The following is a 16,728-nucleotide window of genomic DNA, read 5'->3' as shown; positions in this document are numbered from 1 at the left end:
ACTAGAAAATGGATGATTGTATGTTTAGCCAATTACTAAGTCGTTTTTTTGGACAAGATCAAGTTGTTGAACCTTCAACAGAACCTTTAGAGCAACGCTGGGCTGAGTGGATCACCCCCATTACGCCTGATAAACCTGCAGGTGATGATTTAACCTATCATGATACGTTTCAAGATATTAAAGAGGAAATTGCTAAGCTCTCATCGATTAATTATGCAATGATTGCGCAGGAAAGTGAAAAAATAGTAAAGCAAAGTAGTAAAGATATTCGTGTCGCAACTTATTATGCTTTATCTCGACTACAGCTAGATGGGGCTGAAGGTTTTGCTGATGGGGTGGAATTGATTGCCGTTTTGTTAGAAAATTTTGGTGAAAAAATTTACCCATTACGTTCGAATATGCGTAAAAATTCAATTGAATGGCTAGCGAGTGCTAAATTTATTGATTTACTTAGCCACTTATTACCGATTACTGATGCCTGTTTAACGCGTATTTTAATTGCGCTTAATGTTATTGAAAATACCAATAAGGTTCTTTTTGCGAATAACGAGGCGAATGGCGAAAGTGATATCCCTGATTTAACGGCACTTGTTCATTTTTTTGAAAAAGATTTTAAACCAAAATCTAATCCCATCGCGGAAAATGCGCCAGTAAATCCTAGCATGACGCCAATGAGCGAAGTTCAGACGCAAACGGTAGATAAAAAAATTTCCTCACAAGAAGATTTGCTGACGATGGCGCGCAAAATGGCCGTGTTTTTACGTGAAACGCCCGATGGGTATTTAGCGGCAGGGCGATTATTGCGGGTCATGCGTTGGGATACGATTCTTAATTTACCACCGGCAGATCATACCGGTAAAACCCGGTTACCGGCACCTCGAACTGAAATTAGACAACATATTTCACGATTAATCATCCAAAAACAGTGGTCAGATCTGATTAATAAAGTTGAAGATGCCTTTATGGAAAGAGCAAACCACTTTTGGTTAGATTTACAATTTGCGCTTGTGATGGCGTTACAAAAAATGGGTGAACCTTATCAATCGTGGGCGGATATTTATTTAATGGATCTTGGATTAATGTTAGAACGCTTACCAGGTATTGAAGGGTTACGATTTGATAATAATATGCCATTTGCCGATGATGAAACCTTGAATTGGATAACAACATCAGCGCGGATCCATCATATTAATGAAGGCAGTAGTATTGCTGATATTAATGTATCAGGAGAGGATGATTGGATCGAAATTGAAACGCAAGCCCTTGAGTTGGCAAAGTCTGAAAATCTTGAAAAAGCGTTTCAATGGTTACAAAACTTGCCATCAATTAGATCGCCTAAACAACGCTATTTATTAAATTATACGCAAGCGAGAGTTGCTGACCAAATAGGTAAACATGATGTCGCTTTGGCATTGTTAACGAATTTAAATGAGCAACAACAATTATTATCTTTAATGCAATGGGAGCCAGAATTAATCTTTGATCTTAAACGGCAATTATTGCGTTTACTTAAACAAAAAAATCAAATAAAAGAAGGGATAAAGCCCTCTATTACTGAGCAAATTGAGCAATTAAAACAGGAATTGATGCTACTCGATCCTACACGTACATTAAGTATTATGTAGTTAATCATTGTTTTTAATTACATAAAAGATACATTTCAACAATAAAGAGATAAGAATGGATGATTTAATACTTCGTTATTACGAGTCAGAAATGCGCTATTTGCGCGAAGCGGGCAAAGAATTTGCGAAAATTCACCCTGATAGAGCAAGCCAATTAAATTTAGATCGAGTTGGCGATCGCGATCCTTATGTTGAACGTTTATTTGAAGGTTTTGCTTTTTTAACGGGACGATTACGACAAAAAATCGATGATGATATACCCGAACTTACCGAGAGTTTGGTTAATTTATTATGGCCTCATTACTTACGTTTAATTCCTTCACTATCCATAGTGGAATTAAAACCGGTTTATGAAAGTTTAAGCCGTCAAGAAATTATTCCAGCAGGAATTGTTATTAAAACGAAACCGTTAGGAGAAAAATTAACTAAATGTCCATATCGCACAACCCAAGCGGTTTCTTTGCAACCGATTTCGATAACAAAAGCCGGAATTAGCATTAATCAAGATGGGCGTAGTATTTTTAATCTGCGGTTAAGCTTTGGCTCGTTAGCTGATTTTGCCGAAATGGATTTATCAAATTTGCGTTTATATTTAAATGCAGATGGTCCGATTGCATCAAGCTTATATTATTATTTAACAAGGCAAGTGTCATCGATGCATTTACGTTATTCAAATGCACCCGAAAATCGTATTTCGTTTAACGGCTCGATAACGCCGGTGGGTTTTGATGATAAAGATAGATTATGGTTAAAACCCGATAATGCTTTTGCAGGTTATCAATTACTTCTGGAATATTTTGCTTTCCGCGAAAAATTTATGTTTGTTGATTTACAAGGTCTATCAACTAAAGATATTCCAGAAGGTTGTTCTTATATCGATATAGAATTAATCCTAAACCAAACATGGCCAAGTGACATGCCGTTTGATAAAGACAATATTTGTTTGCATTGCGTGCCTGTTATTAATTTATTTGAGATGGAAGCGGATCCTATCATTGTTAATCAACTTGAAAGTGAATATTTATTAAGGCCTTTATTAGTGCAAGATGGTCATGTTGAGGTTTATTCGGTTGATAGTGTCGATGCAATAACGGCTGAGGGTCGTTATAGTTATGTTCCTTTTACCAGTTTTAAACATCGTGGTGGCATGCTGCGTCATGATGCACCGGAAAGATATTATCATTCACGTGTCCGAAAAGGTGCGACAGGATTACACGAAACCTGGTTAATTTTAGGCGGTAAAATCTGGGATAAAAGCGAAACATTAACTAATGAAACCTTATCACTTAGATTAACCGGTACTAATGGTATGTTACCCCGTAAATCATTGCGTAATGCGGAGATTGAATCAATTGAAGTTGGGCAAAATTATATTCAATCGGCGAAAAATATTTGTTCGCCAACAATGCCTTGTTATCCACCGACAGAAGATCGCTTTCATTGGCGATTATTATCGCATTTAGCTCCTAATTATTTATCATTAATGAATGCTGAAGTGTTACGTGGCACGTTAGCTTTGTATGATTGGACCGATAATGAACTAAATCGTCGACGTTTAGACGGGATAGTTGAGGTCTCGCATCGAATGATTAAACGCATTGAAAAGGGCATGTTGCAACGAGGCATTGAGATTGAAGTGACCATTAATAGCTATCAATTTACTGGTGAAGGTGATGTGGTGCTATTTGGTGAATTGCTGCATCAGTTTTTTGCCCTATATGCGGATGTTAATTTATTTACGCAACTCATTTTGATTGTTTTACCGACAGGAAATAAAATCGTATGGAATCAGAGCAAAGCATCGAAAACAGCCCTTTAATGCATTCAATCGAAAAGGTGCTACCAAAAATTAATTTTTATCGTTTTTGTCAGCTCCTTGAACAGATGTCGGAAGAAAAGCATGCATTGGGTAAATTTGAAACACCAGCAAAAGATCCTTTACGATTTGCGCCGGCGATCGATATGTCATTTCCCGCGAGTGAATTAAAGACCATTGAACGATCAATTTATGTTAATCGCCGCCCGACAGTGAGAACTCGTTTTTTAGGTCTCTATGGCGTCGATTCGGTTTTACCGCTGGCATTGTTGCAAAATATCATATCGCGCAATGAAAATTATCATGTCATGACAGATTTTTTAGACATGTTTAATCATCGCATCATTACGCATTTTTATCGTATCTGGGCTAAGTATCATTACCCGTCTGCATTCTTGCCGGCCGGTAAAGATAAAATATCGCAATGTCTTGTTGGATTAACGGGATTTGGTATTAAAGGTGCCGTTGAACAAATAGGTACACCATCATCTCGGCTTTTAGCATTACTTGGGCTAATTACACAGCAAACCAGAACAGCCGAAGGGGTTATTGGTGTTGTTCGTTTGTTAATTAATGGGGCTAAGGTATTTGTTAATGAATTTCATCCAATTTGGTTTAATCTAGATAACCCAGCTCAATTGACCAGTAAAAAATCGCATGGTGCGAGTTTAGACGGATCGTCGGTATTAGGAGCTCGTTTTAAAGAATCAAATCAAACTATTAAAATTACGATTCAACCGCAGTCGCAAGAGCAGATTATTGGATTATTACCTAATGGGGAGTTACATAAAGATCTGTTGGCTTTATTAAGGGCTTACCTTGGCTATCGAATAGAGGCTAAATTAATCTTATCGATTGAACGCCGTTTTTTACCGCCAAGTCAATTGATTGCAAATAATAGCCGCTTAGGGCAAACGTCGATATTATCCAAAAAAATGATTGATAGTAAACCGCAAGACGAAATATTAGTAAATATTGGTCACTATTCTGGCATCGATTATGCCGCATAATAATAGGAATAAAATTACCATGACAATAATAAAAACACTTTTAGCAAGCTTGCTTGCTTTTTCATTAACCGCTTGTGGTGTTGCGCAATCGATTAGCGAATCGACAACAGAACTCACAAAAGCTGTTTTTATATGGGATATTCGCACCATTCATTTAGATATTCATGGTCGATCTGAGTTAAATCTTGATGATGATAATAAATCTTCGCCTGTTGTCATTCGATTGTATCAACTCACTAATGATAAAAATTTCAATAATGTCAATTATCAAGATTTAGTTGAAAATGATATTGAAGCTTTAGGCGCTGATTTAATTAGCCATCATGAGATTATTTTAATTCCAGATACCGATGCCTCACTACAAATACCGATGGATGCTAAAGCTAAAGCAGTCGGCGTTATTGCGCTTTATAAAGAGCCAGATTTAAAACAAAATAATTGGCGTATGTTATTAACGCGTGATGATTTACATATTAATAAACCTCGTGAAATCGTTGCGGTAAAATATGAAATTCAATTAGTGGATGAAGATCAATGAGTGCTTCATTATATGATATCCTTTATGGCTATTTAGCAAATGGGACACCGCTCGAAAATATTCCACCTAATGAACAAACGATTTTAAGTGTAATGGATAATATAGAGCGGATCCTTAATAGTCGAGATGGTGCTTTAAAACATTTACCTAACTATGGTTTGCCTGATATGTCGACTATATTTCAAGCTTTACCGTCGTCAAGTTATGTGCTGATGCGGGCGATTGAAACAACATTATTAATTTATGAACCAAGGCTTGAATCAATCTCAGTACAAATTGTAGATAGCAATGAAAACAATATGATTTTGTCGTATGAATTAGTTTGTTATTTAAAAGAAGGGGGACTTGTTAAATATGGTACCTATTTTAAACCCGATGGTAGAGCCAAGCTAAATTATACCCGTACCGCAAATAAAATGGGCTGGTAAATCAGTAAGCTATATTGAGACTATTATCATTTTTGAAACATAATAATATTGGCGCTTTCATGGTGCCTTCATTGTTTAACTGTTATACTAATGATTAATCTAATTTAATTGAATCTAACTAAAATAAAAATGACTTTAAATCCTTTAATTCCCCTACGCGATAAAATCACAGCATTAGATCAAGAATTATTAAATCTTTTAGCTAAACGTCGACAATTATCTCACGATGTTATCGAAACGAAAATAATGGCAAATATTCCTGTTCGAGACATTGAACGTGAGCGTTCACTGTTAAAAGGTTTGATTAATCAAGGTCGTGAAATTAATCTGGATGAAACATTAATCAAACGTCTTTATCAAATTATTTTGGAAGATTCGGTTTTATTACAACAAAAAATATTGCAAGAAAAACTCAATAAAAAAACCTGTAATACAGCAAATATCGCGTTTTTAGGTCCGAAAGGCTCCTATTCTTATTTAGCGGCTCGCATTTATGCCGCAAACCATTTTGATAAGATGAGCGAAACGAGTTGCATAACATTTAAAGAAGTCTTTGCACAGGTAGAAAACGGTCTTGTTGATTTTGGCATTTTGCCGATTGAAAATTCAAGTTCTGGGTCGATTAATGAGGTGTATGACTTACTTCAAAAAACCAATTTATCTATTATTGGCGAACTTTCATTACCGATTGATCATTGTATATTAGCGCCTGCAAATAGCAAACTTTGCGATATTGATACGATTTACAGCCATCCACAACCTTTTCAACAATGTAGTAATTTTTTAGAAAGATTCCCCGATTGGAAGATTGTTTATTGTGATAGTACTTCATCTGCGTTAGAAACCGTTGCAAAAATTAATCGCCCAAATGTTGCGGCAATGGGCAATAAAGAGGGGGGCGAATTATATGGTTTACAAGTTTTAGATCACAATTTTGCTAATCAAAAAGAAAATATTACCCGTTTTATTGTTCTGGCAAATAAAGCTATTGAAGTCTCGGATCAGATCCCAGCTAAAACGACAATTATTATGAAAACAGGGCAACAAGCTGGTGCTCTTGTTGATGCATTAATGGTATTTAGGCAACATAATATTGCGATGTCAAAATTGGAATCAAGACCTATCCATGGCATGCCTTGGGAAGAAATGTTTTACGTAGATTTACAAGGCAATATTCAAGATTTATCGATGCAACTCGCTTTAAAAGAATTATCACATATTACCTTATTCTCGAAAGTGTTAGGTTGCTATCCAACTGATACTATCGCAAGCGTTGTTTAATGAGCAATAACACTAATTTTGCAAGTCATGTGCTCGCCTGGTATGAAAAATATGGGCGCAAATCATTACCTTGGCAATTAGAAAAAACGTCATATCATGTCTGGTTGTCAGAGGTGATGTTACAACAAACGCAAGTTGCGACAGTCATCCCGTATTTTAAAAAATTTATTGAGACTTTCCCAACCGTTATTGAGTTAGCTAATGCACCTATTGATGATGTGCTGCATCTATGGACAGGATTAGGTTATTATGCAAGAGCGCGTAATTTACATCAAGCCGCGAAGCAAATAGCCGAAAAATTTGCAGGTATATTTCCAACTGATTTTAACGATGTGCTATCTTTACCGGGAATTGGTCGCTCAACGGCTGGCGCGATTTTATCCTTATCACAAAATCAGCATTATGCTATTTTAGATGGCAACGTTAAACGTGTGCTGGCGCGTTATTATGCTGTTTCAGGATGGACAGGGAATAAGGCTGTTGAAAATAAATTATGGCAATTAAGTGAAAACGTGACACCTAAAATCAACGTAGCAAAATTTAATCAAGCGATGATGGACTTGGGTGCCTTGATATGTACGAGGAGTAAACCTAAATGCAGCCTTTGTCCTTTACATACGGAGTGCGTTGCGTATCAAACAAAGAGTTGGCAAGATTATCCAACTAAAAAGCCAAAAGCTGCGATCCCTGAAAAAACCGCCTTTTTTTTAGTTTTACAATATAATTCAACGATTTGGTTAGAACAAAGACCACCCACGGGTATTTGGGGCGGCTTGTATTGTTTCCCGCAATTTTCTGACGAGCTAACATTGCTTAATTGGTTAAAAAAACACGCTATTAAAACTAGCAAGCCAAAACAATTAATTGCTTTTCGCCATACATTTAGCCATTTTCATTTGACTATGGTACCGATTTATTGTGAATGGTTAGATAATAAGACCTGTTTTGGTGATTTTGCAGGGTGTTGGTACGATTTAAAGCAGGAAATAACCAAGATAGGATTAGCGACGCCGGTTTTAAATTTGCTTGAGCAAATTAAAATCGAGCAGATTAAATAAGTTATTAATAGCTATCATGTATAACTATTTGTTATGCTTGAAGATTATTATGCTTGAATGATTTTATCTCAAGTTATCACAGTCGTTTTTAACACATTATATTTGCATGGCATATTTTATTAGCTGTTTCTTAATCGGTGAGCAATGATTGATAAAATTCATTCCTGTTGCTCGTAAAGTCTTTTTAATCGTGTTATTGCCATCAAACATATCTTGTATTGTTTGCATTGCAGCGAGCATCACTAATGTATCTTTACGGCGTTTTAATTGATATTTGCGCAAATTATTGGCTAATCCAATATCTTTACCCTCGCTTAAGTTTTGCAAAATAGCCTCAACTAACATAGCGGAATCTTGAAAACCTAAATTAACACCTTGCCCGGCTAATGGGTGAATGGTATGGGCAGCATCACCAATTAAGACAAGACGGTGTTTAACAAATTGTCGAGCAATTCGCGCTTTTAGTGGAAAAATCATCCTATCGTTAGTTAATTCGCAAAACCCCATTTTATCGCCCGATAAGGCAAATAATTCAGACGAGAATTGCTGAGGTGACATCAAGGCGAGTTCGTTTGCCATTTCTGGCTTAGTTGACCAAACTAAACAACTTTTATGTTTATGCCATAGGGGTAAAAAAGCGACAATACCATTATGATAAAAAATTTGCCGAGCAATCGCATTGTGTGGTAATTCGGAGTCTACCGTTGTTATAAGGGCATGATGACGATAATTCTTCTGAATAGTCTGGATCCCTTCTTGTGCTCTTAACCATGAATGTGCGCCATCAGCACCGATCACTAATTGCGCCTTTATAAAAGTATTATCCTCTAATGTTAAAATGGCCTCATCATTTAAAAAATGACTTTGGACAACAGAATTATTGATAAAGGTTATTGAAGGTAAAGAGCGAATTTTTTGAAATAAGTAATGCTGCATGACATGATTTTCGATGATGCAACCTAAATTAGGAAAATGGTAATCACTCGCATGGGCTGATAAATGAGCACTGCCATTTTTTTCAGTCACATCTATTTCAGCAAATTCTTGTACGCGTCCACTATGACAAAGTTCGGACCAAATTCCTATTTGGGCGAAATAACGCTGTGATGCACCATTAATAGCAGAAGCACGAACGCCGATAGCAGGAAGATGATGTAATAATTTTTCTGGATCAAATTTAGCATCAACAATTGCAACATTTAATCCACTTTCACCTAATGCACAAGCCGTTGCTAAGCCAACTAACCCTGAACCAACAATAACAATATCAAATTTAATATTCATAGAATTAATTCATCTTTTCGAGATGTAATGATTAAAAGGGATAAAAAAAGTTATTTATGTTTATCTTTATTTTCAACTTGTTCAATTTCATCATCATTCATGGCTTTTTTAAATCCCTTTAAAGCCGTACCTAAATCAGAGCCTAAATTACGTAATTTCTTTGTTCCAAATAGCAAGACAACAACCGCAAGAAATACCAGTAAGTGGGGAATACTAAATGACATAATCTATCCTTTTTAAATTGACGAAAAGATAATAAAACACTTAATAAAATAAATATGAGAATTTATGTTATTACTGTGATCTTTTAATTCAATTTACTACATTAATATACGAAAAAAATTTAATATGTGAATTTTAAAAAAGGAATCACAAAACCTTCTTAGTATACCTTTTTTTAAAAGTAATTGCATGATGTATAAGGAAAAAGAGTGGGGAAAGGACATAAAAAAAGACCTATATAAATATATAGGCCAATATGAAATATAAGGAATATAAGGAAAGAAAACAATGAAAAATCCTTACTTTGATATTATGACTCTATTGCATTAATAAGTCAAGATTATTATTGTATTTATTAATATGCCATAAATTTCAACCCCAAATAACGTTAAAAATAACTATTGAATTAATAGGATTAATGTGTTTTATCTAAAGAATATAATCAAAGAAACGTATAAACCTTTATTTTATAATAAGTTATGCGGAATGAGTATATAACCCTTTATTTTATAATAAGTTATGAGAAATAATAATTTAAAAATCAGTTTCATATTTAAAAAAAAATTAAGAAATTGTATGCTTTTTATATAATTCAATAGGTATTATCTGTTTTAATCTATATTAATAACAAAAAACCTTATTTTCTAGCACATTATTAGCCTTGTGTTATAGGATATTTCTAAAAAATGAATTATAATTTTTAGATTACAAAAATGTAATAAATTAGATTTATTTTGCAACTGGATGCAACAAATGTTATTAACATTTTAATAATACTGATTAGGTTTTATAACTGTTAGCCTATTCAGCGGTATAAGAATAATAGATGAGAAAAAGTTGATGATAAGAAATAAATATGTAAAAAATTTTAAAGATAGATTATCTCAAACTATGAACGGCTGCACTATCGCCGCTTTTGCTAGAAAATGCGAAATGTCCCAAACGGTTATTCGTGATTATTTATCAGGAAAAACGTATCCATCACTTGCGCGTTTACAGATTATTGCTGAAAAAACGAATGTTTCTTATAATTGGCTAGCAACAGGATATCATATAGAAGATATTTGTGAGAAACAGAAAGAGGAAAAAAATCTCAATAAAGAAGTTATTCATTATATCCCTGTCTATAAAAAACAATTACCCACGACGCAAGAATCATTAACAAAACGCTATATTCGCGAAACCCCACCTGTATTATCTTATCCGATCCTTGAAGGTTGGGCGCTTTATCGTGGATTAGATATTAAAACACTTATTATTTATTGGGCGAAAGGTGATTTGATGGCACCAGAGATCCAAAATAATAATGGCATTATTATCAATACTGAAACATCTGACATTATTGATGGTGCGATTTATTTAATCGAACTTGATGATGTAACGCTTTTACGTCGCATTCGCCTAAAACCAGAAGGTTTATTATTGATTTGTAATAATGAAAAGTATTCTTCATTTGAGATCCCTAAAAAAGATTTTAAAAGATATAAAATTATTGGTCGAGTTGTACAAATTATAAAAGATGTTTTTTAACATTATTGAATAAAACAATAATTTAATCGCTTTGCTTTGGTAAGAACAAAAATCCACTTTAAATTCTTAACTTAATTAAAGTGGATTTTTTTATAAGATATACTTTATTTGACGAGGCTTATTTGACATAGTTTTTATAAAATTCTCTTTCGAACGCCATAATCGCTGCATTTTTGGGCTCATTGCTATTATCGGGTGAATAGCCAGACAAAAATTGCACGAAAGCCAAATATTTATTATTCGGTTGCTCAATAAAGCCAGCCAGATTATAGCTACCTTGGATAAATCCCGTTTTAGCATAAATTTTATTTTTAAACGGCGATATATTAAGACTTTTACGATATTGCAAAGTGCCGTCTACACCCGCAATGGGTAACATGCTAATCATGTTTAGGTTTGCATCATTAGCCGCAATATATTGCAAAATTTCCATAATTTTATTGGCATTAATCAGATTTAAACGCGATAAACCTGATCCATCCGCAATAACACTATTTTCAAGATCAATACCGGCTTTTGTTAATAAAATTTCTTTTACTGCATCGCTACCTGATTTCCATGTTCCTGCAATTTGATAATAACGGCTGCCTAGCGTTCTAAATAGGGTATCGGCGTATAAATTATTTGATTTTTTAAGCATAATCGTCAATAAATCATGTAAAGGTGCCGATTTACTCAATGTTAATAAGGTTAGTTTTTGCGTGACTTGTTTTGATTGCTCGAGTATGAGACCGCTATAACTTATATGCTGTTTTTGTAATTCATTTTTTAAAACTGCTGTAAAATAATCAACGCCATTTAATACAGCAAATTTTAGTGTTATTTTTTCATCATTTTTTTTAATACAACCGGATAAGTGGTAACGATTTTTTTCAATATGCACAATATCTAATTCACAATATTTCTCATTAACTGTTTGATTTTTTTTAGCAATTGTTAACACATCATTAAATAATAAAATGGGATATTTGGGGGAAACAGTGACGGTTGCTTTATTGCCAATTTTGTGAGTTGTAATATCTGCATAAAAACAATTACCATCGATGATGGCGGCTGATGGTGGGGCATTATAACATGCTGTTAAATTATTCCATGACCAGCCAGGCGCCTTATCATGACTTGCAAAAACTGAAGTGTCTAAAATAATATTTCCAGTTATTTTTTCGATGCCTTGTTGTTTAAGTTCTGTAAGCATAATATTTAAGCGATTACGATTAAACGTGGGATCCCCGCTCAATTCTACAATTAAATCGCCTTTTAATTGTTTATTTTTTATTATCCCATTGGTTTTAAATGAGGTAATAAATCTAAAATCGTCGCCTAATTCAAGTTCAGCGGCTAAAGCGGTCACGAGTTTAAGCACGCTTGCCGGGAATTTAAATTCGTCACTATTAAATTGAATAAGCGTTTTTGGTTTTGATTCAGTGGATTGAATTAAAACCGACAAATCACTGCCTTTGGGTAATAGATTGAGATAAGCGGAAACAGGCTCAGCAACGATTGCTTTAGAGAAAAAAACAAGAATAATGACTATTAATGATTTTGAAAAGCGCATGATGTTACTCAATAAAAGAGAATTAACATAAATATTAATTATCATCACTATAGCTTTTTTTAATTTGGCAAGCAATCGCTAGACAAATTTTCATTTTTTGATTACCTTCTTATATCTTAATAGGAAAGGAATTCACTCATATTCATTATAAAAATAGGTTAGAAAATAATGCAGCAAAGTCCCTTAAGTTTTTCAATTGATATCATTTTAGTTTTTTCAATCTTAGCCGTTAGCGCAATTATCATCGATCTTTTTGCCCATCGTCGTCATAAAGTCATTACACTAAATAACGCCATAATTTGGAGTCTTTTTTGGATAACGATTGCTTTAATTTTCGCATTGTACTTATTTATTTTTCATGGATCAGATGCCGCTAATTTATTTCTAACGGGTTATGTATTAGAAAAAGCCTTATCAGTCGATAATTTATTTGTATTAATGGCGATATTTTCATGGTTTGCTATACCTAATCATAATCATAATCGTCACCGTCTACTTTATTGGGGAGTTATTGGCGCGGTAATATTTCGGGCTATATTTGTTGTTATTGGTACTGAATTATTCTTTTTAAGTGCCTGGATGGAGCTTGTATTTGCAGGCATTGTCGCCTTAACGGGAATCATGATGTTAAGGCATTCTGAGCAAGAGCAAACCATTCAAGATTATTCTAAGCATTTTGCTTATCGTTTAGCTAAAAAAATATTTCCGTCATATCCTAAAATTGTAGGTGATCACTTTTTTATAACACCTAAACTGCTTAATCAAGAGTTAGCTAAACCCGAAAACAAAAACTTGAGCGGTCAATTAAAGCCAAAAATATTTTACGTGACTCCGCTATTTTTATGTATGGTTGTCATTGAACTTACTGATGTCATGTTTGCTTTTGATTCAGTTCCTGCTGTGATTGCTGTCAGTCATGATCCTTTAATTGTATATAGCGCGATGATATTTGCTATTTTAGGTTTAAGAACGATGTATTTTGTGCTTGAAGCAATGAAACAATATTTAATTCATTTAAATAAAGCCGTTATATGTTTATTGTTTTTTATTGCGTTAAAACTGGCCCTTAATGCTAGTCATCATTTATTTAATATAGGTTTTGAAATTAGTCCAACACTAAGTTTATATATTGTTCTTTTTATTTTGGCTATGGGAATTATTGCCAGTTTTATTTGGACAAATAAAAGTAACCAGAATTAACGTTATAAGTTGTTAAGTCATAGGTTGTTAAATTGTTGGCAAACGTTATCAAAACATTATTTGTAAGCAATATAAAAGAGTTAACAAATTGGCATTAAATTTGCTTAATATATATTTGCCATATGAAGGGATTAAGATAATTTAAATAGCAGTTATCAATTCGCGATAATGTTGTGTTATAGTAAAACCTTGTAATGATTTCGCTTTTGTAAGACAAAAATATGATAATGTTCTGAACATTAAATTTAAAACACTAAAGATGCTATTAAAGCATCAATTATTAGAGGGACATAATTAATGGGAATTTTAAAAGATTATAAACTGCATCTTGTTGCACTTATTATCGTTATCCTGTGTGAATATGCAGGAAGCGTTAAAATAGGTGTCATTGTACTTTACCCGATGGTATTTTCAATGCTAGCAGGTGGGATCGTCAGTATTCCTAAATTTAAAATACTTAATTTAGAAAATATGAAAAATGCAAATTCAATGATGTTAATTGCTTTAATGTTATTAATTGCTAAATTGGGTGTGTCCATTGGTCCGCAAATGAACAATATTTTACATGCTTCATTTGCGCTTATTATGCAAGAGATTGGGCATTTTGCTGGCACTATTTTGTTAGGTTTACCACTTGCTATGCTACTTGGTATGAAACGCGAAGCCGTTGGTGCTACTTATTCAGTCGGGCGCGAAACCAATATTGCGATTGTTGCTGATAAATACGGTTTAGATTCTCCTGAAGGTTGTGGCGTTATGGCAATGTATATTTGCGGTACCTTATTTGGTGCAATTTGGATGAGTATCTTAGCCAGTTTGCTTATTTCATTGGATTTGTTTAACCCTTATGCTTTAGCTATGGGTGCTGGCGTCGGTAGTGGTAGTATGATGGCGGCTTCATTAGGACCTATTGTTGAAGCCTATCCAGAAATAAAAGAAGGAATAACAAGTTATGCGGCTTCAGCTAATTTAATCTCAAGTGTTTTAGGTATTTATATCTATATTTTCTTTTCTTTACCTTTTGCCTCCTTTTTATATAACCGCCTTGCGCCGTTTTTTAACCGCGATAAAATTCGTAAAGAAGAAACAAAAACTATTCAAGAGAATAATGGACAAGAAGAAAAATTATTGGGAGAAGACTAATGAAAATATTCGAAACATTTTTTTTAATTGCTTTAGTCGCTATTATTATGGCAGCTGCGAATAGTGTTGGGTATCATGTTGATATAACGACCTCTCTTGAAGCGATGGCGATATTAGCGGTTATTGCTTGTATCGGTTTCTTAATAAGCAAATTGCCTGTATTGAAGAAATTTCCTCTTATTTTTTGGGTGTCTGTTGTTGCAGTAATCGCGTCTATTCCATTATTTCCTTTTTTAGATAGCCTTATTACCCCTGCTGATTCCGAATCTTTACTAACCAGCCTTGGATTGCAATCTTTGCTCTCACTCCATACAAAAGTTATTGATTTAACAAACCAAATTAATTTATTAGCTGTTTGTACGCCAGTGCTTGCTTATGCAGGACTTTCAATTGGTAAGGATTTAGCATTATTTAAAGGACTTTCATGGCGGATAATACCTGTTGCGATGGCGGTATTTTCAGGCACCTTTATTTTTGCTGCATTAATTGCACAAATGTCTTTACATGTTGGCGGCAATATTTAATTTTTACTTAAAAGTTAAGGGACTCTCTATTAATAAAATAAACATTAATCTAATGGATTTAATCAAAATAGTTGGGCCCAATAAATTATCTAGTAAACTTTAATTAATTTATAAAGTTTATCTAATTTAGTTAATTGTAAATTTAATACGTTTCCATTTACATGGAGTCAAGGATAAAGAAATGACAAAAGAACAATTAAAAGAACAGGTATGTAACGCAATTGCTGCACGTAAAACAGATATTGTGAATCTTGCTAATGCAATTTGGAATGAGCCAGAACTTGGTTATAAAGAAACAAAAACCGCGCAAAAAGTCGAAGAAGCATTCACAAAATTAGGTGTTCCTTTTAAAAATAAATTAGCCTTAACAGGTGTTAAAGGACGTCTAAAAGGTGGAAAAGGTAGTAAATATAGTATTGCGGTTATTGGTGAACTTGATGCAATTATTTGTGCTGATCACCCGAATGCAAACGAACTAACGGGTGCGGCGCATTGCTGCGGACACAATGCGCAAATTGCTAATATGATGGCGGTTACCATGGGGTTAATTGACTCAGGTGTTATGCAACATTTAGCGGGTGATGTCGTTCCTTTTGCTGTTCCTGCCGAAGAATATGTTGAGATTGCTTACCGTAATCGTCTTATTGAAGAAGGTAAAATCAAATATATAGGTGGAAAACCCGAATTAATTCATCGTGGTGAATTTGATGATGTCGATATGGCATTACAAATCCATTTAATGACTGTACCTAAAGAGCGGGATAAGGGATTTATTGAATTATCAACCACAAGCAATGGTTTTATTGGTAAATTGATTAAATATAAAGGCGAACCCGCGCATGCTGCGGCAGCGCCTCATGCAGGGGTTAATGCGTTAAATGCGGCAATGATGGGTATGATGGGCGTTAATGCGATTCGTGATACTTTCCAAGAAAAAGATTTTGTACGTTTTCATCCAATCATTACCCAAGGTGGGGATTTGGTCAATGTGGTACCAAGCGATGTGAGAATGGAAAGTTATGTTAGAGCGGGTAATGTACCGGCAATGGTCAAAGCGAACGAGCGTATTAATCAAGCGTTAAAAGCGGGCGCAATGGCAGTGGGTGCAAGCTGTGAAATTAAAGATTTACCAGGTTATTTGCCATTACAAAATAATCCAACGATTAATGATTTATTGCAACAAAATGCAAACGATCTTATCGATGAAGAAAATGTCTGGGTTGCTCCTCATATTACAGGAAGTACGGATACCGGTGATTTATCGCACATTATGCCAGTTAGCCATCCATGGATTGGCTCTATTCGTGGTGGATTACATGGTAAAGATTATACTGTGTTTGATGAAGACATGGCATATATTCGCCCAGCACAAATGATGGCATGTACTATTATTGATCTGTTATATGATGATGCAAAAGAATCTGATAAACTCTTTAAAGATTACAAGCCATTAATGACGAAAGAAGAATATTTATCTTTTTTGACAAGCTTTGATAAATAATTTTCATAATTTA

General features: G+C 34.2%; 15 protein-coding genes. 12 read left to right on the top strand and 3 right to left on the bottom strand.

All coding sequences use genetic code 11. The features are described 5' to 3' along the window. The first annotated feature begins 20 nt into the window (after positions 1-20). From tssA to mutY, 7 genes are all read left to right on the top strand, one after another. Positions 21-1,625, top strand: coding sequence for a type VI secretion system protein TssA (tssA, locus tag ACSYSW_RS08590; RefSeq protein WP_491705449.1), 1,605 nt, complete (start codon positions 21-23; stop codon positions 1,623-1,625). 55 nt (positions 1,626-1,680) lie between these two features. Then, complete coding sequence (gene tssF / locus ACSYSW_RS08585; RefSeq protein ID WP_491705450.1) at positions 1,681-3,444, top strand: type VI secretion system baseplate subunit TssF; 1,764 nt, start codon at positions 1,681-1,683, stop codon at positions 3,442-3,444. After that, entirely contained in the window at positions 3,408-4,451 is a 1,044-nt protein-coding gene (tssG, locus tag ACSYSW_RS08580; protein WP_491705451.1) for a type VI secretion system baseplate subunit TssG, read from the top strand. The genes tssF and tssG overlap by 37 nt, the downstream gene beginning before the upstream one ends. 19 nt (positions 4,452-4,470) lie before the next feature. Then, a complete protein-coding gene (gene tssJ / locus ACSYSW_RS08575; RefSeq protein WP_491705452.1) occupies positions 4,471-4,989 on the top strand; it encodes a type VI secretion system lipoprotein TssJ in 519 nt (172 codons plus the stop codon). Then, a complete protein-coding gene (gene tssE / locus ACSYSW_RS08570) occupies positions 4,986-5,417 on the top strand; it encodes a type VI secretion system baseplate subunit TssE (protein ID WP_491705453.1) in 432 nt (143 codons plus the stop codon). Before tssJ ends, tssE begins: the two co-directional genes overlap by 4 nt. A gap of 129 nt (positions 5,418-5,546) precedes the next feature. Next, the gene (pheA, locus tag ACSYSW_RS08565) at positions 5,547-6,698 is read left to right on the top strand and encodes a bifunctional chorismate mutase/prephenate dehydratase (RefSeq protein ID WP_491705454.1); all 1,152 of its coding nucleotides are present in this window, start codon (positions 5,547-5,549) and stop codon (positions 6,696-6,698) included. Next, the gene (mutY, locus tag ACSYSW_RS08560; protein ID WP_491705455.1) at positions 6,698-7,756 is read left to right on the top strand and encodes an A/G-specific adenine glycosylase; all 1,059 of its coding nucleotides are present in this window, start codon (positions 6,698-6,700) and stop codon (positions 7,754-7,756) included. The genes pheA and mutY overlap by 1 nt, the downstream gene beginning before the upstream one ends. 96 nt (positions 7,757-7,852) lie before the next feature. Here the strand turns inward: mutY and ACSYSW_RS08555 are convergent, their stop codons facing one another. Beyond that, entirely contained in the window at positions 7,853-9,040 is a 1,188-nt protein-coding gene (locus tag ACSYSW_RS08555) for an FAD-dependent monooxygenase (RefSeq protein WP_491705456.1), read from the bottom strand. 50 nt (positions 9,041-9,090) lie between these two features. Then, complete coding sequence (gene tatA, locus ACSYSW_RS08550) at positions 9,091-9,264, bottom strand: twin-arginine translocase TatA/TatE family subunit (protein WP_491705457.1); 174 nt, start codon at positions 9,262-9,264, stop codon at positions 9,091-9,093. A gap of 889 nt (positions 9,265-10,153) precedes the next feature. Between tatA and ACSYSW_RS08545 the strand changes: the two genes are divergently transcribed. Then, positions 10,154-10,792 (top strand): LexA family transcriptional regulator, encoded by a 639-nt coding sequence (locus ACSYSW_RS08545; protein WP_491705458.1) that lies wholly within the window; start codon positions 10,154-10,156, stop codon positions 10,790-10,792. Between the two features lie 118 nt (positions 10,793-10,910). On the opposite strand, the gene dacB is transcribed toward ACSYSW_RS08545, so the two are convergent. Beyond that, complete coding sequence (gene dacB, locus ACSYSW_RS08540) at positions 10,911-12,347, bottom strand: serine-type D-Ala-D-Ala carboxypeptidase (protein WP_491705459.1); 1,437 nt, start codon at positions 12,345-12,347, stop codon at positions 10,911-10,913. A 168-nt stretch (positions 12,348-12,515) separates the two neighbouring features. On the opposite strand from dacB, the gene ACSYSW_RS08535 reads away from it, so the two are divergent. The 4 genes from ACSYSW_RS08535 to ACSYSW_RS08520 all read left to right on the top strand — a co-directional run bounded on the left by ACSYSW_RS08535 (position 12,516) and on the right by ACSYSW_RS08520 (position 16,715). Beyond that, positions 12,516-13,547, top strand: coding sequence for a TerC/Alx family metal homeostasis membrane protein (locus tag ACSYSW_RS08535; RefSeq protein WP_491706250.1), 1,032 nt, complete (start codon positions 12,516-12,518; stop codon positions 13,545-13,547). Positions 13,548-13,844: 297 nt separating this feature from the next. Further along, the gene (locus ACSYSW_RS08530) at positions 13,845-14,690 is read left to right on the top strand and encodes a DUF3100 domain-containing protein (RefSeq protein ID WP_491705461.1); all 846 of its coding nucleotides are present in this window, start codon (positions 13,845-13,847) and stop codon (positions 14,688-14,690) included. Then, positions 14,690-15,214 carry a hypothetical protein gene (locus ACSYSW_RS08525; RefSeq protein ID WP_491705462.1) on the top strand — a complete coding sequence of 175 codons (525 nt, stop codon included), beginning with the start codon at positions 14,690-14,692 and terminating at the stop codon, positions 15,212-15,214. The genes ACSYSW_RS08530 and ACSYSW_RS08525 overlap by 1 nt, the downstream gene beginning before the upstream one ends. Positions 15,215-15,395: 181 nt before the next feature. Next, positions 15,396-16,715 carry an amidohydrolase gene (locus ACSYSW_RS08520; RefSeq protein WP_491705463.1) on the top strand — a complete coding sequence of 440 codons (1,320 nt, stop codon included), beginning with the start codon at positions 15,396-15,398 and terminating at the stop codon, positions 16,713-16,715. Positions 16,716-16,728: the final 13 nt, after the last annotated feature.

The sequence above is a fragment of the Gilliamella sp. ESL1225 genome (genome assembly GCF_058502635.1).
The sequence above is the reverse complement of the archived record's forward strand: the minus strand, read 5'-3'. Positions and strand labels throughout refer to the sequence as shown.

What these genes read in the sequence shown, in the direction of transcription:
- tssA (WP_491705449.1), top strand. Translation starts at nt 21, where the DNA reads ATGTTTAGCCAATTACTAAGTCGTTTTTTTGGACAAGATCAAGTTGTT.
- tssF (WP_491705450.1), top strand. Translation starts at nt 1,681, where the DNA reads ATGGATGATTTAATACTTCGTTATTACGAGTCAGAAATGCGCTATTTG.
- tssG (WP_491705451.1), top strand. Translation starts at nt 3,408, where the DNA reads ATGGAATCAGAGCAAAGCATCGAAAACAGCCCTTTAATGCATTCAATC.
- tssJ (WP_491705452.1), top strand. Translation starts at nt 4,471, where the DNA reads ATGACAATAATAAAAACACTTTTAGCAAGCTTGCTTGCTTTTTCATTA.
- tssE (WP_491705453.1), top strand. Translation starts at nt 4,986, where the DNA reads ATGAGTGCTTCATTATATGATATCCTTTATGGCTATTTAGCAAATGGG.
- pheA (WP_491705454.1), top strand. Translation starts at nt 5,547, where the DNA reads ATGACTTTAAATCCTTTAATTCCCCTACGCGATAAAATCACAGCATTA.
- mutY (WP_491705455.1), top strand. Translation starts at nt 6,698, where the DNA reads ATGAGCAATAACACTAATTTTGCAAGTCATGTGCTCGCCTGGTATGAA.
- ACSYSW_RS08555 (WP_491705456.1), bottom strand. Translation starts at nt 9,040, where the DNA reads ATGAATATTAAATTTGATATTGTTATTGTTGGTTCAGGGTTAGTTGGC.
- tatA (WP_491705457.1), bottom strand. Translation starts at nt 9,264, where the DNA reads ATGTCATTTAGTATTCCCCACTTACTGGTATTTCTTGCGGTTGTTGTC.
- ACSYSW_RS08545 (WP_491705458.1), top strand. Translation starts at nt 10,154, where the DNA reads ATGAACGGCTGCACTATCGCCGCTTTTGCTAGAAAATGCGAAATGTCC.
- dacB (WP_491705459.1), bottom strand. Translation starts at nt 12,347, where the DNA reads ATGCGCTTTTCAAAATCATTAATAGTCATTATTCTTGTTTTTTTCTCT.
- ACSYSW_RS08535 (WP_491706250.1), top strand. Translation starts at nt 12,516, where the DNA reads ATGCAGCAAAGTCCCTTAAGTTTTTCAATTGATATCATTTTAGTTTTT.
- ACSYSW_RS08530 (WP_491705461.1), top strand. Translation starts at nt 13,845, where the DNA reads ATGGGAATTTTAAAAGATTATAAACTGCATCTTGTTGCACTTATTATC.
- ACSYSW_RS08525 (WP_491705462.1), top strand. Translation starts at nt 14,690, where the DNA reads ATGAAAATATTCGAAACATTTTTTTTAATTGCTTTAGTCGCTATTATT.
- ACSYSW_RS08520 (WP_491705463.1), top strand. Translation starts at nt 15,396, where the DNA reads ATGACAAAAGAACAATTAAAAGAACAGGTATGTAACGCAATTGCTGCA.